Annotated in this window: 10 protein-coding genes; 4 read left to right on the top strand and 6 right to left on the bottom strand. The window is 59.8% G+C overall.

The window, feature by feature from the left end:
• The first annotated feature begins 64 nt into the window (after positions 1-64).
• The 3 genes from MU551_RS16145 to MU551_RS16135 are packed head-to-tail and all read left to right on the top strand — an operon-like array spanning position 65 to position 3,651.
• A complete protein-coding gene (locus MU551_RS16145; protein WP_247046297.1) occupies positions 65-1,006 on the top strand; it encodes an ABC transporter permease in 942 nt (313 codons plus the stop codon).
• On the top strand, positions 1,003-2,781 hold the full coding sequence (locus MU551_RS16140) for a dipeptide/oligopeptide/nickel ABC transporter permease/ATP-binding protein (protein WP_247046296.1): 1,779 nt from the start codon (positions 1,003-1,005) through the stop codon (positions 2,779-2,781). The genes MU551_RS16145 and MU551_RS16140 overlap by 4 nt, the downstream gene beginning before the upstream one ends.
• A 3-nt stretch (positions 2,782-2,784) precedes the next feature.
• The gene (locus MU551_RS16135) at positions 2,785-3,651 is read left to right on the top strand and encodes an ATP-binding cassette domain-containing protein (RefSeq protein ID WP_308198319.1); all 867 of its coding nucleotides are present in this window, start codon (positions 2,785-2,787) and stop codon (positions 3,649-3,651) included.
• 38 nt (positions 3,652-3,689) lie between these two features.
• Here MU551_RS16135 and MU551_RS16130 read toward each other — a convergent pair whose 3' ends face one another.
• On the bottom strand, positions 3,690-4,259 hold the full coding sequence (locus MU551_RS16130; protein ID WP_247046293.1) for a TetR/AcrR family transcriptional regulator: 570 nt from the start codon (positions 4,257-4,259) through the stop codon (positions 3,690-3,692).
• 324 nt (positions 4,260-4,583) lie between these two features.
• Between MU551_RS16130 and MU551_RS16125 the strand changes: the two genes are divergently transcribed.
• Positions 4,584-5,636: a LacI family DNA-binding transcriptional regulator gene (locus MU551_RS16125; protein WP_247046291.1), complete on the top strand. Its 1,053-nt coding sequence runs from the start codon at positions 4,584-4,586 to the stop codon at positions 5,634-5,636.
• 24 nt (positions 5,637-5,660) lie between these two features.
• On the opposite strand, the gene MU551_RS16120 is transcribed toward MU551_RS16125, so the two are convergent.
• The 5 genes from MU551_RS16120 to MU551_RS16100 are packed head-to-tail and all read right to left on the bottom strand — an operon-like array spanning position 5,661 to position 14,192.
• On the bottom strand, positions 5,661-7,031 hold the full coding sequence (locus tag MU551_RS16120; RefSeq protein ID WP_247046289.1) for an MFS transporter: 1,371 nt from the start codon (positions 7,029-7,031) through the stop codon (positions 5,661-5,663).
• 38 nt (positions 7,032-7,069) lie between these two features.
• Positions 7,070-8,857, bottom strand: coding sequence for a beta-glucuronidase (gene uidA / locus MU551_RS16115; RefSeq protein WP_247046288.1), 1,788 nt, complete (start codon positions 8,855-8,857; stop codon positions 7,070-7,072).
• A 3-nt stretch (positions 8,858-8,860) separates the two neighbouring features.
• Positions 8,861-11,926, bottom strand: a complete 3,066-nt coding sequence (locus MU551_RS16110) for a glycoside hydrolase family 2 TIM barrel-domain containing protein (RefSeq protein WP_247046287.1) — start codon at positions 11,924-11,926, stop codon at positions 8,861-8,863.
• Positions 11,923-12,960, bottom strand: a complete 1,038-nt coding sequence (locus MU551_RS16105; protein WP_247046286.1) for a Gfo/Idh/MocA family protein — start codon at positions 12,958-12,960, stop codon at positions 11,923-11,925. The genes MU551_RS16110 and MU551_RS16105 overlap by 4 nt, the downstream gene beginning before the upstream one ends.
• Complete coding sequence (locus MU551_RS16100) at positions 12,957-14,192, bottom strand: family 1 glycosylhydrolase (protein ID WP_247046285.1); 1,236 nt, start codon at positions 14,190-14,192, stop codon at positions 12,957-12,959. The genes MU551_RS16105 and MU551_RS16100 overlap by 4 nt, the downstream gene beginning before the upstream one ends.
• Positions 14,193-14,257: the final 65 nt, after the last annotated feature.

Raw genomic sequence — 14,257 nt, 5'->3', positions numbered from 1 at the left:
AAGGGTGAGCCCTGGGAGCGTCTGCCTGGGGCTCACCTCCCACACACTGCCTTTAAGGACCCCCATGATCCCCTACATTCTGCGGCGATTCGGCGCAGGCATTCTTCTCGCGTTATTGGTGACGCTGATAACCTTCACACTTCTCAGCTTTTCCTTTGACGCCGTAGTCAGAGCGCGGCTCGGGAGCGCAACGACGCCTGAGGCTGTCGCAGCTATGACGGCAACTCTTGGTTTCGACCGTCCCGTCCTGGTCCAGTACTTTGATTGGCTTGGCGGCGTCCTGCGCGGCGACTTCGGCACGTCGCTCTTCACAAGCGAACCGGTAGGCCCGGCAGTGGCGTCAAGACTGGCGGTCACGCTGTCGGTAGTCCTTGTCGCTCTAGTGATCACCGTAATCATCAGTGTTGCTTTGGGCGTTGTCGCCGCAACCCGTGGAGGTGTAGTGGACCGCCTGGCGCAGGCTGCGTCGCTTTTTGGCTATGTGGTTCCTGGTTTGTTGATCGCGATAGTCCTTGTCGTTGTTTTTGCCATCAATCTTCGCCTCCTGCCAGCAACTGGTTATACGCCGTTCAACGTGAATCCCTCAAAATGGGCGGCCACCATCACCATCCCGGTCATTGTGCTGGTCATCGCGGGGGCAGCCAACATCACCGCCCAAGTACGTGGCACGATGATCGACGAACTGCGCAAAGACTACGTCCGCACACTCCGCACCCGAGGCATTTCAACACGCTCCATCGTGCTGAAGCACGCGCTTAGGAACGCTGCCGGGCCGGCACTGACCGTTCTTTCTTTTGAATTCATCACCATGCTGGGCGGAGCCCTCATCATTGAAAAGGTCTTTGCACTACCTGGCTTCGGCACCTTTGCCTTCAATTCCTCCTTGCAGGGGGATATCACCGTCATCATGGGCATCACATTGTTCAGTGTTCTCCTTGTGGTCAGCATCAACCTTTTGGTCGACCTCGTGAATGGCTGGCTCAATCCGAAAGCGAGAATCTTTTGAGCGTCGAAGAGCTCATCGTTGAACCGGCGCAAAAGGCGGCGCCCCGAAAGTCCCCGTGGCGAAAGCTACTGGAGGACCCCCAGGCAGTGGTCACAGCGTCGCTGCTGCTGGTCATCGCCATACTCGGGATATTGACTCCCCTCTTGACCCAGCACGGGCCCAACGAAGCATCACTGGACGCCATCAACGCCCCGATGGGCTCTCCGGGATATCCTCTGGGCGGTGATCAGAACGGGCAGGACATCCTCACACGCCTGCTCCACTCCATCAACACCAGCATGATTTCCGGATTGATCGGGACCAGCGTCGCCCTGGCCATCGGTGTGACCTTCGGTCTCATCGGTGGATACTACGGAAGAAAGCTCCAGGGAGCCACCGAGTGGGTTTTCAGCCTCATCATGACATTCCCAGGCATCCTCCTGCTGATCATCCTCATGCCGCTAACCAAGGGTGATTACCGCTCCACCATGCTCATCTACGGAGTCCTGCTCTCCCCCGGGATCTACCGTATCGTCAGGAATCAGGTTGTCGGAGTCAAGAACGAGCTGTTCGTGGACGCCGCCAAAGTGTCCGGCCTGTCTGATCTGAGAATCCTGGCCCGCCACGTGCTTTTTGTTGTCCGTGGACCGATCATCATCGCGGCGGCTTTTCTTGGAGGCTCAGCTATTGGCCTCCAATCAGGACTGGCTTTCCTGGGCGTCGGGTCCAACACCATTCCCAGCTTCGGCGCGATGATCGCAGACGGATTCCTCAATCTTTACGAAGAACCGACACAGTTCCTCTGGCCAAGCATGCTACTGGGCGTAATCACGGCGTCGATGGTACTGCTCGGAAACGCACTACGGGACGCTTTCGAAGGCGTACGGCCAAAACCGGTGAAGCGCTCAGTCGTGAAAAAACAGGCGGCCCAAACGGGCGCACGAGAGGCCACCGGGCCTGAAGTGCTACTTAGCGTCAGGGACCTGGCAATCGCGTACCGCACCCCGTCCGGGGAACTGAAGGAGGTTGTCAAAGGAGTCAACCTGACCCTGGACGGCGGCCACACCCTTGGCCTGGTCGGTGAGTCGGGTTCGGGCAAGACACAAACAGCTTTTGCGATCCTCGGCGTCCTGCCCCCTGAAGCTGTCATCACCAGAGGCTCCATCACCTTGAACGGGCGAGAACTTCTTGGACTCAGCGAGAGGGAACTCCGGGACCTGCGCGGCCGCTCCATCGCCTACATCCCGCAGGAACCAATGTCGAACCTCGACCCCTCCTTCTCCGTCGGTGACCAACTGATAGAAGGAATTCGGGCCTCAGCCGGCATGCCTGCCAAAGAGGCGAAGGAACGGGTGCTCGCCCTGCTCAAACGCGTCGGAATTCAAGATCCACAGCGAACATTCAATTCGTATCCCCACCAGATCTCGGGCGGCATGGCTCAACGCGTCCTGATCGCCGGCGCCGTCGCAAGTCGCCCCAAGCTGCTGATCGCCGATGAGCCCACAACAGCCCTCGACGTCACCGTTCAAGCGGAAATCCTCGACCTGTTGCGCGACCTGCAAGCCGAGCTCAACATGGCAGTGCTTCTCGTAACGCACAACTTCGGAGTCGTCGCAGACATCTGTGACCGCATCGCCGTCATGCAGGACGGGGAAATCGTGGAATCAGGGAAAGCGCTGGACATCTTCGCAGCCCCCGACCACCCGTACACCGCGATGTTATTGAACTCAATCCTCGACGAGTACACCGTGCGTTCGGACGCCCCCATGGCCACCCACAACACGGCAGGAAAGTAGCTGATAATGAGCGCTCTGCTCAACGTAGACGCACTCCGGGTCGCCTACCCGGGTCGCGGTTTCCGCGCCAAGCCGCACGAGGTTCTGCACGGTGTTTCCCTGGCCATCGCCGAAGGAGAAACCCTGGGCGTGGTCGGCGAGTCGGGCTCGGGCAAGACCACAATCGGACGGGCGGTTCTCGGCCTGGTCAAACCCAGTGGTGGAAGGGTCTTGTTCCGGGATAAGGACATCACTCATGTCACCCCGAAGCAGCGACGGGAGCTGGCCAAGGATATCCAGGTGGTTTTTCAGGATCCCTATACTTCCCTCAACCCATCCATGACCGTCGGGGACATTCTCAGCGAGCCGCTCGTCGTTCAAGGCCAGTCCGATAAGGACGCGCGCGCACGCGTCGGAATGCTGCTGGACCAGGTCGGACTCCCGGCCGACGCCATCGAACGGCTTCCCCGGGAATTCAGTGGCGGTCAGCGCCAACGCGTGGCCATCGCCCGGGCGCTGGCACCGAAACCGAAACTGATCGTGTGCGACGAGCCAGTGTCCGCCCTTGACCTTTCCACACAGGCGCGCGTGCTCGACCTGTTTGTAGATATTCAGCGGCAGACAGGGGTGGCATACCTTTTTGTGTCTCACGACCTAACTGTTGTCCGGCACGTCAGCCACCGAGTCAGTGTCGTATACAAGGGTGACATCGTGGAGACAGGATCAGCCGAGCAGGTAACCTCCGAGCCGGAGCACCCCTACACTCAGCGGCTGTTGCTGGCCGCTCCGATTGCGGATCCACTGGAGCAGGAAAAGAGGCGTGCAGAGCGGCACCGGCTAATGGAACGGCACCGCGAGCAGGATCTGCAAGCTGGAGCGGTACGCGCTTGAGACTAATCGACCGGCACCTGCCTCCAGGTGCCGGCCGTTCAGTCAATGCCCTTGACGAAGGAGCGGAGGAACGCGCTGACGTTCCTTTCCAGACGAAGGGTGTCCCGTTCATACAGCCACTGGAGTTGGAGGCCGTCTGTTAAGGCGACAAACATCCCTGCGACGGCTTCTGGCTCCGCGTCGGTCTTCATCTCACCGGCGGCCGCCAGCGCTTGGAACGCCTGCGTGTAATACCGAACCACATTTGCATATCGGTTCCGATAGCTCTCATGAGCGGGATGATCCGGAGACGCTGCTTCCGCGGCTAATGTGCTGTGTAACTCGATCAAACCCGGCTGGAGTTCGCTCGTAACAAGCGTCTTCAGCAGGGATTTGATCTCGTCGACGTCATCCGGAATCGACATGACGGCCAAGCCGCGTTCCAGGAAAAATTGCTTGCGTCGTTCGTCATCCAAACCCAGCACGCCGAAGAGTAGCTCGTCTTTGCTGGCGAAGTGATGAAGAAGGCCTGTGTTGCTGATTCCGACTCGCTGGGCCACTTCTTTCATGGTCATGCTGTGGAATCCCGTTTGCCCAAACATCTCAATACACGTTTCGAGAATTTTCAACCGAAGGGCCGCCGTTTTGGCATACGGTCCCCGCTGCTTGGTCAGTACTGGCGGCATGGGGATTCCTTAGGTCGAGGAGCATCTAGAAACCAAAATAGCACCGCAATTAGAACTTGAGGCACCAACCGGAGTAAAACTAGACATGCTATTCGAAATTCACCCCAGTGACTTCAATCAATCGAAGGGTGGCCTCTTCCCCCGCCAAGTTGACGCAGTTACAGCGGACAAGTCCGGACTGTGGGCCGGTATCGGACCGGCCCTCCGTTGTCAGGTTGAAGAGCATCCTGAAATCCAAATCCGACTCACAGGAGAAGCGGTGTCACGGTGAACGAAGCGGATACGACAGACAAGAGTTCAGCCAGTACTGTCCGGAAAGCTCCTGCTACGATTTACGACGTCGCGCGGCAGACCGGCGTCAATGCCTCCACGGTTTCTAGAGCCCTCAACAAGCCGGGCCGGGTAAATGCCAGGACCGAACAACGCATCCGGGAGGCCGCAGAAGCCCTGAACTACAGGACCAATCCGATGGCGAGGGCCTTGCCCACAGGTCTCACTGACACCGTGGGGTTGGTGATGTCGGATATCACCAATCCCGTGTACTTCGATCTCGTTCGCGGGGCAGGACGGGTCTGCGCGGCTGAGGGCTACACACTGGTTTTGGCTGAATCGCAGGAGTCACCGGATCTGGAAGCGCAGTCGGCGCGGCGGCTTCTTTCCTCAGTGGACGGGCTGGTCCTGGTAGGAACCCGACTTAGAGAAAGTGACATCCGCGGCTTCGCTGAAATCAAGCCCGTCCTGATAGTCAATAGACTCGTCCTCGGGATTCCAAGCGTTGTCCCTGATGTGGTCCCTGGAATCCGACATGCCTTGGAGCACCTTTCGGACCTCGGTCACCGCTCCGTTGCGTACTTATCAGGCCCCAGCAACTCATGGATGAACGAGCTTCGTTGTGAAATTATCTTTGACGAAGCGCTGAAGCGGGGCATGTCGGTCGTCGAAATTGGCCCTGGACTCCTGCCAACGGTGGAGGGAGGCCACTCAGGGCTACGCCGCGTCCGCGCTGCAGGGGTGACGGCAGTAGTCGCCTACAACGACCTCATGGCAATCGGGCTGCTCACGGCATGTCAGGAAGCAAACGTCTCAGTACCGGATGAGTTGAACATTGTCGGCTTTGATGACATCTTCGGCTCTTCCTTTACATCTCCCCCGATGACAACCATCCGCACCCCGGTTGGCATTGCAGGAGAGGACGCCATCCGCCGCATCATAGAGATCGTGCGTGGCCACAAGGAGCCGCCAACGGTCGAACTGGCAACTTCCCTCGTGCTCCGCGGATCAACCGGACGAATTTCACAGAATCAGAGGCAGCACCCTTAGTCACACCCGCATGCCCCCCGACGGTCAGGCGCCTTCCTTACGGACCCGCAGCACGGTGAGCAAACCACCCGAAACTGCGAGAACACCGGCTGCCAGGAAGAGCACTGTGTAGTTCTTGTCGTTCCCGGATGCAGATATGGAAAATAGGACTGGCGCCAGCAGAGGGGCCAAGGCGCTCGGGATCTTCTGCGAAAAGCTCGTGATCGCCATAAACCTGCCTACCTGTGTGTTGCCGTGCGGAAGCACATCGAGAATGAGCGCCTGCCCGACAGAAGTAAAGACGGCAATGCCGGTCGACGAAATAAAGGAACCGATGAGGAGCAGAGCCAAGTCGTAGGAGAACGCTGATACTAAGGCGCCGACCGCGAACAGAAGTGTTCCAAGCATTATGAAGGGTTTACGGCGCGCCATATGGTCTGAAAGCCAGCCGCCGCCAATAGCACCAACAGTCGCGCTAACGATGCTGGCACCGGCGATGACGGCAATTACTGTGGTTACATCTGCGACGTCAATCTCAAGGCGCTGCGCGTAGAAAAATGTTGCAAAGCTTGTCGTCAGCGACAATCCGAGAAAGAACAGGAACCGTCCCGCCCAGACCCAGGCGAACGACGGATGCTTCCGCGGATTGAAGCCGAAACTTCTGAAAACTGTTCCGGCCGAGAGCGGACTGGCGAACCTCTGCCCCCGGGAGTCCTTTTCCGGCGCAAAGATAACGAAGGCGGCAATCAGCAAAGTTCCGACGCCAGCCGGGAGCAGGAAGACCCATAAAGCGCTCGCAGTCACGGTGCCGACAAGCATGATGCCGATGACGGGGGCCACCTGCATCGTCAGGCCCGTGAGGCCGGACACGCTGCCACGTTGGGCTGCAGGTAAGTTGTCCGCCTGAAAGTTCCCGATGGATCCAACAACAGTCCCCCATCCCACAGTGGAGAGCACCCAACCGAAGCCAAGTACTGGGATATTAGGGGCGAATGCCATAAGCGGGGCTGCTGCCAGCCCGACAGCTGCACCGATGACCGCATAAGGACGCCGCCTGCCCCAGCGGGAACGGGTCCTGTCACTCAAAATCCCCGTCAGGGGCGCTGCCAGAAGGGCGCACAGCGACCCTGCCCCGAGGATGTAGCCCAGGAATTCTTCGCGGCCGGAGGCAAGCTGGTTCAGTTTGAGCGCCAGGGTAAATGCCATGGGCACAACCATCGCCATGCCACCGCCGAAGGATGCCACCACCAGCAGCAAGACGGTTGTCCTTGTCAGGTGCTGTTGTGGTTCCCAGGCGTCACGGGTGGGCGGCGTCCGGTCGGTCGGCGGTGACGGCAACGCCACGTTCGCGTTCGGGATGAGGGCAGCCTCGCCACCAGGATCTTTCTGATGCCCGGGGATGTCATTTATCACCATGAAAGGCCTCCGGTTCCTGACGCGAATCCGGCTCAGATTCAGGCTCCGGGCTTCCGGTTTTCGAGTCCGCTCCAACGTTTCCGGAGCGCATGGGCTGCGGCCTTAGGTTTCCGGTCACGCGTGAAGACACCCTTCCTGTTGCCGTCCACACGGTGGATGCCGTTCGATGTCTGGAAATCAGCGAAATTCCAGACCTGTTCTCCGACGAAGGACGGAATGCGGTCGAACACGCGATGGTTCATGTCCAGGTAGGCTGCCTGATACTCCTCCGACCATGGCATGTCCCATACCGAATGAAGGCCGGGCAGGGTGTCGGCGCCGTATTCGGCCATCATTATCGGTTTGCCGAATTTCTCGACCCATCCTTGAAGCTCGCTTTGGAGGTATGTTTCAGCCGTCTTCAGGTCGCCGGTGGCTACATACCAGCCGTAATACCGGTTAAGGCACATGACGTCGAACAGGTCAGCGATCTTGTCGTTCTTAAACGTGGCAAACATGACTGCCGCATAAGTAACTGGGCGGGTAGGGTCGAGGCTGCGGGTTAGCTCGACGAGCGGCTGAAAATACTCCCTGGCACCATCCTCGTTCGACGACGGTTCGTTGGCGATGCACCACATCACGACGCTGGGATGGTTCTTATCACGGGCTATGAGCTCACGGATAGCCTGGGCGTGGGCGGCTTGCGTCTCATCATTGAACGTCTCGGGTGAGAAGGTGGGCGTCGTGGCTGCGCCGGTAAGTCCCCCCTGGACCGCCAGGTTAAGCCCGACGGCAGCTGTTTCGTCGATTACCACTATGCCGTGCCGGTCAGCGAAGTCCATGACTTCCTCGGCGTAGGGGTAGTGGGAGGTGCGGAACGAGTTCGCGCCGACCCACTCCAGCAGCTGGAAATCGTGCACGAGGTAGGCGTCGTCGTGTCCCTTGCCGCGCACCGGTGAGTCCTCGTGTTTGCCGAAACCGGTGAAGTAGAAAGGCGTACCGTTAATGAGGAACTCGGTGCCGCTGACCGAGACCGTCCGGACGCCGAAGGGCTGCGTGTAACTGTCGATCACTTCGTCTTCGTCCACAATTTCTGCAACCAGACTGTAGAGGTACGCGGCGCCGGGGTTCCACAGATTGACCGAATCCAGCCGGAGAGTTCCGGTTGCTCCTTCGGTTGCCGCTACTTCGACGCCGGAAGCATCCAGTGCGCGTACCCGAACGGTGGCGGACTGCGCGGTTTCGATGTCATAGCTCACGACCCCCGTAGCGCCCTCGATATCGGTGACCACCTTGATGTCTTCGATGCGAAGCTTCGGCGAGGAGTAGAGCCACACCGAGCGCGACAGGCCAGCGTAATTGTAGAAATCGTGCAGGTATTTCTGCTGCCGGCGGCCATCCTGGGTCACGGTGATGGACCCCGGCGGAATAGTGACGTTCGTCAGCTCGTTGTTCACGCCGATGGTGAGGCGAAACTCCTCCCCCGGGACGACCAGGTCTGTGATGTCCAGTTCGAAGGGCGTGTAGCCCCCGATGTGTTGGCCGACGAAGGTGTCATTGACGTAGACGCGTCCTTCATGCGTTGCGGCGTCAACGCGAATGTACACCCGGTCCGTTTGCCAGCTGCGCGGCACACGAACCTGACGCTGGTACCAGGCCCAACCAACATGGTCGCGGATGCAGGGATCTACAAAAAGGTCGTTGTAACTTGCCGGGACAGCTGCCTCAAGCCCGCTATCCAGAGTGCCGGTCCAGGCGTTGGTTCCTGAGCCGCGGTCGATGTCGAACGCCCAGAGGCCGTCCAGGCAGACGAGTTCGCGGGTGGGGGTCATCTGCGGTTTGAGCATCTCTTAGTCCTTCGTGTAATCATGATCAGAGTGGCCGGGCGCGAGTGTGAGCCGCCACTGCCAGGAATAGCTGTTGCCGTCCAGCCGGTGCTGGGGCAAGGTATCCGGTCCCAGCCGGATGGTTCCGACCCCTCTGTGGGCGATGTCGAGGTTGACGATAGTTGTGGAGGACGCCGGCAGCTGCCACCAGTGCGTGGCCGATTCCAGCTCGTGGGTTGAGTAGCGGGAGACGGTCATATGTAGCGGGGTGGAGTGCTCTGTGGTCACGGTGCCGGCGGGACCGCTCAGCCGCATTCTTGTCACGCCGCCGCGGGTGCCGTTTGATTGCGGGACAGTATAGGGAACGGCGAGGGATTCAATGCTGCTCTCCCACGCTCCCAGAAGGGCGGACTGCCGGCGGTCAGGGTAGTTCTCCCACGGTCCAAGCCCCACCCAGTGCGTGTCTTCAAAGCCGTCGATCAGTTCGAACTCGATACCAACCCGCAGACCGTCGTGTGTACCCTCGGGCAATTCAAGGTGCTCCTCGATGACCCAGTCGCCGGATCCAACCGCGGTGATAGTGCGGCTGTGTGTAACCTCATCATCCCCGAACGCTGTGTTGTAGGTGCGCGTCACTACGGCTTTTTGCCCCGAATGGTTAACTTCGGAATTGACCAGTTGCAGCTGAAAGAAGCCGGATCGGACAAACCGATTATCCAGTGCGAAGCAGGCGTCGTTTTCCGTGAGCGCCCGCCACAGTGACAGCTCGGGCGCGCTCCGCAGCAATGGGTGGACGACCGAACCGTCCTCGGCAAGGACCAGCGGGGACACATCATCTGCACTTGCCGGCAGCTGCTCCGGGGCAGCGTCAAGGTCGACCTGTAGTGATGCGATTTCGGTGTCTGCCGGCGCCCAGAGCGTTTCCTGACGGGTGTGCAGGGCCAGTGTTACGGCCAGCGCGCGTGCTTCTCTTGCGGCCTTTCGTACCTGCTGTGGAAGTTCCAGCGAGCCCGTGGCGCCCGGGGCCAGGGTCGGCAACGCAATCTCGGTTACGGTGACGGCGCCGTTGGCGGTCTCGACCTGGACGAACGCCCGCAGCTGGCTAAGGTCGGCGAAGGATTGGCGGTTCAGGATATAAATCTCTCCTTCGCGGGCCTTGGCCGCGTCCGAGGTGATCCGGACCGGGGCGAAGATACCCCGCGCTTCGAACAGTGCCGGTTTGGGCCTGAGGTCCGGGAAGACGATTCCGTTGTTAAGAACGAATCCACTGTTGGGTTCGTCGCCGAAGTCGCCACCATGCCGGAAGTGACCGTCTCCGTCAGGGTCAAGCGCATGATCACGCCATTCCCAGATAAAACCACCTTGGAGCCCGGGAAGGGATTCGAAGAGGCGCCAGTACTCCGAAAGGCCCCCTGTGGAGTTTCCTAGAGAATAGGCGTACTCGCAAAGGATCAGTGGCCGATCGGCGCGTTCATCGTGAGCGTAGGCCTCGAGCGAGGCGAAGGAAGCGTACATGGGGCAAACAACATCGGTAGCCGCGTGCCCGCCGTGCCAGTCATTGGATATGGCCCCTTCGTAGTGCACCGGCCGGGAGGGGTCGACGTTGCGTGTCCAGGCCGCCATCGCATCGTGTGCTGCCCCATAGCCGGTCTCGTTTCCCAATGACCACATGATGATGCTGGGATGATTCCTGTCCCGGAGCACCATCCGCGATAGCCGGCGCATGAAACTTGGCAGATACAAGGGATCATCTGCGAGTATCCCGGCGAACGCATGCCCCTCGATGTCGGCCTCGTCAACGACGTAAAGGCCGATTTCATCGCAGAGGTCCAGGAAGACGGGATCATTGGGGTAGTGCGAGGTGCGCACAGCGTTGATGTTGTTGCGCTTCATCAGGGAAAGTTCGTCGAGCATGTGTGCCCTGGACAGCACTCGCCCTGTTTGCGGGTCGAAATCATGGCGATTGACGCCTTGGACGAGGATACGCTGGCCGTTGACCAGCAGATCCCTCCCCCGGATCTCGATCCTGCGGAACCCGATGCGCAGGACGACCTCATCAATGATTTCTCCGGCGCCGTCACGGAGCCGGACCGTCAGGTCTTCCAAGTGCGGAGTTTCAGCCGTCCAGGGAGCAACGTCCAGCCCGGCACGCTCAAACCTGGCCCTCCCGGCAGACGTTTCATGAGTGACAGTCTGGGCAAAGGCCCCGGCAATGTCAGCAAAGCGTTCAGGCACCTGGGCTCCCGCCGCCCTGATGCTCAGCAGGTCCATGAAATCGGCAGGAAAGCGGGGGGCCGGCTTGCTGCTGCGTTCATCGGATGGCTTGGGAAGTTCCTGCGCTGCCCGCCGTGGACCGATGGGCTGCGTCTCCGCCGTACCGAGGGCGATCACTTCCGCGTGCCAGTCGACCGTCGTAAGGTGGGCAAGACCAGCGGAAACCACATCGACGGTCAAGGATCCTTTACCGGATCTGGCATCGTAATCGGCAACGACCACAACGTCCTCAATGTGAACATCGGGCACGGTATAAATAAAGACAGGCCGGGTGATGCCGCCGTGCCACCACTGGTCCTGGTCCTCAAGATAGCTTTCGGCCGAATATTTTGTGACCACGAGAACGAGCTCGTTAGGGCCATGAGTAATGAAATCGGTGATGTCGAATTCGGCCGCAAGGTGGGAGTCGTTGCTAAGTCCCACCGGCACGCCATTCACCAGCACACGCAGCAAAGATTCCGCTGCCCCGACGTGCAGGATCGTCCGGCGGTCCGGCGTCGGTGAAAGATCGACTACACGCTTGTACACGCCCGTCGGGTTGCGCTTGGGAAGTGCCGGCGGAATCTCATCAAAAGGCATTGGCACGTTCGTGTAGTGCGGTGGATCCCTTGGATCCGACATCGTCCACAGGCTCGGCACCGTCGTCGTCCCCCAGTCATCGCCAGCCGGGGCCTCGGGCCGCTCCAGCAACTGAAAGTCCCACACACCGTTCAGATCAACCTCGGCGCACCGGCGCAAAGAGGTCATCGGCAAGCGGCCCACGGGATGGAGTCCGGTGAAGTCGCTAGGCGTAACGGTCAAGCCAGCTCCCGTCATTTTTTATCCTTCGCTCGAATAATTTCGCCAGTTTCGACCGCAGAACGGATCCTGTCGAGTGTGCGAAACACGGCAATCGTGTCGGCGGCAGTATGGAAAGGGTGCTCTGTCAGTCCGGCCGTAATGGCTTCGCTGACGGCGCGGAGCATCGGGACGTATCCATTGCCCTCGCCCACCAGATCGACATGCTCAGGGCTGTGGACAATGGTTTGCCATGAGCCGGCATGAATACGTAGGTTCGTGGTGGCCCAGAAGGGGCCCGGGAGTACCATCCACCCCTTCGTTCCGCTGACCGAGCCCGAGATATCGGCAAACTCCTGAGTGGAGGCGGCGCCATGGGCAAAGCGCCCGCCACTGTATTCAAGGGTGAAGTGCTCTGCCAGATCCAAGCCGTCGCTGCGCACTGTACCTGAGGCATAAATCGACTCCGGTTCGCCGAAGATGGAATGCGCCAAGGTCACCGGATAGATTCCCTGATCGAGCAAGGTACTTCCACTGCGTTTCACGTCCCACCTGCTGCCTTCGTCCTGCGGAAACGGCATACCGAACATTGCCCGCACGCTCCGCGGCTCACCGATCCTGCCGGCGGCAATCTCTTCCTTCAGCCGGATGAAGGCAGGGTTGAACTTCATCCACATGCCCTCCATAAGGAAGAGGTTCCGTTCACCCGCCAGCTGGAACAGCTCAGCGACCTCAGCGGCGGTCATCGCCATTGGTTTTTCAACCAGGACATGCTTTCCCGCGAGAAGAGCCCGACGGGTCAGCGAATAGTGAGAGGCGAACGGCGTCGCGATGTACACGACATCGATGCCGCCGTCCGCCAGCAACTCGTCATAGTTGTCCGTGGAGAAGGCTCCTCCGACCCTTTCAGCGAAAGCGGAGGCCTTTCCAGCGTCCCTGCTGTGTACGCCCCGAATGACCGCACCCCTACAGGCGGACAGGTCAGCTACCACAGTGTCCGAGATAGGTCCTGTCCCGACAATTCCCCACTGGAGAGTGGCGAGCAACGCCTCTGTATCCTGAAGAGCTGTCATGAAACCGTGACACCTGCGGTGACCTCGTCGGTCAATGACAGCGAGCCGGTCCTGGCGACATTTCCGAGCCAGGCGAGGCTCGGTTTGGGGTGGCGTTCGAAGGTCTCCCGGTTAACTGCTATCAGGCCGAAGGTCGGTTCCCAGTGGCCCCACTCGTAGTTATCGAGAGCACTCCAGTGGAGGTAGCCTCGTACATCTATGCCCTCGTCCATGGTCTTAAAGAGGTGCTGCAAGGCGCTGGTTGTGTAGGCGATCCGTCGATCGTCATCCGCGGTGGCGATGCCATTTTCCGTGATCATCACCGGTACGCCCTGGGTGACGTTCCAGGTGTGGCGAACGGCGATGCCGATGGCGTCAGGGCGGTAGGCATTGCCGACGATGGTGTTGTCAGGGTGAACGGGGTGCGGCACGATTCCCTCCGCGGTTACGTTCTGGCTTGAGTACGACTGGACACCGATGAAATCATCCCCTTGAGCCGCCTCCAGGAAGATGTTCTCCCTGACGTACTGCACCTCGCGAAGCTTTTCTTCCCCGCCCGGTAAGGCGACGAGCGCTTGGTTTGCTACCGTCCAGCCGACGGCGGCCCCCGTCCGCTCCCGCAAAAACCCGCGAACAGCGTGATGCGCCTCCACCAACCGCCGGCTGATGTCGATATCGGGGTTAGGCAGGACAGGCCTTGCTTCGCCCTCCACAGTCGGGCTGAGCCACTTTTTGTCCTTCTGCTGCTCGGCCATCCGGCCCATGGTGGTCATAAGTGCAAGCATGTTCGGTTCGTTCATGGTGCAGATCCACTCGACGCCGTCCAGGATACCGATCACAGCGTCGACGTAAGCGGTGAACCGCTCGATGGCCCGGTCCCCCATCCACCCGCCTTCTTCTGCAAACCACCGCGGACTGGTGAAGTGGTGGAGCGTTATGACCGGCTTCAATCCCAGGCCGAGCGCCGTTTGGATCATTCGGCGGTAGTGCGCTAGTTCGGCCTTGGAAATGTGGCCCGGGGAGGGCTCAATACGCGCCCATTCAATGCCGAACCGGTAGGCGTTGAGGCCCGCGTCGGCAAGCAGTTGCATATCCTCCGCATAGCGGTGATAGCTATCGATGGCATCGCCACTGCGTTCCATCCCTGCCCTGTTTTGCTCACGTGCCCAGAAGTCACTGTTGACATTGTTCCCCTCGATCTGGTGGGGGGCTGTTGATGCTCCCCAGAGGAAGCCTTTCGGAAGGTTCGTCATCGTACGCACCGATCTCTCATAATTCCGGCTTCAGCGGAAACCGATTGCCATCCAAAGATGCTAGC

The sequence above is a fragment of the Arthrobacter rhizosphaerae genome (genome assembly GCF_023062595.1).
GTDB classification, from domain to species: domain Bacteria; phylum Actinomycetota; class Actinomycetes; order Actinomycetales; family Micrococcaceae; genus Arthrobacter; species Arthrobacter rhizosphaerae.
The sequence above is the reverse complement of the archived record's forward strand: the minus strand, read 5'-3'. Positions and strand labels throughout refer to the sequence as shown.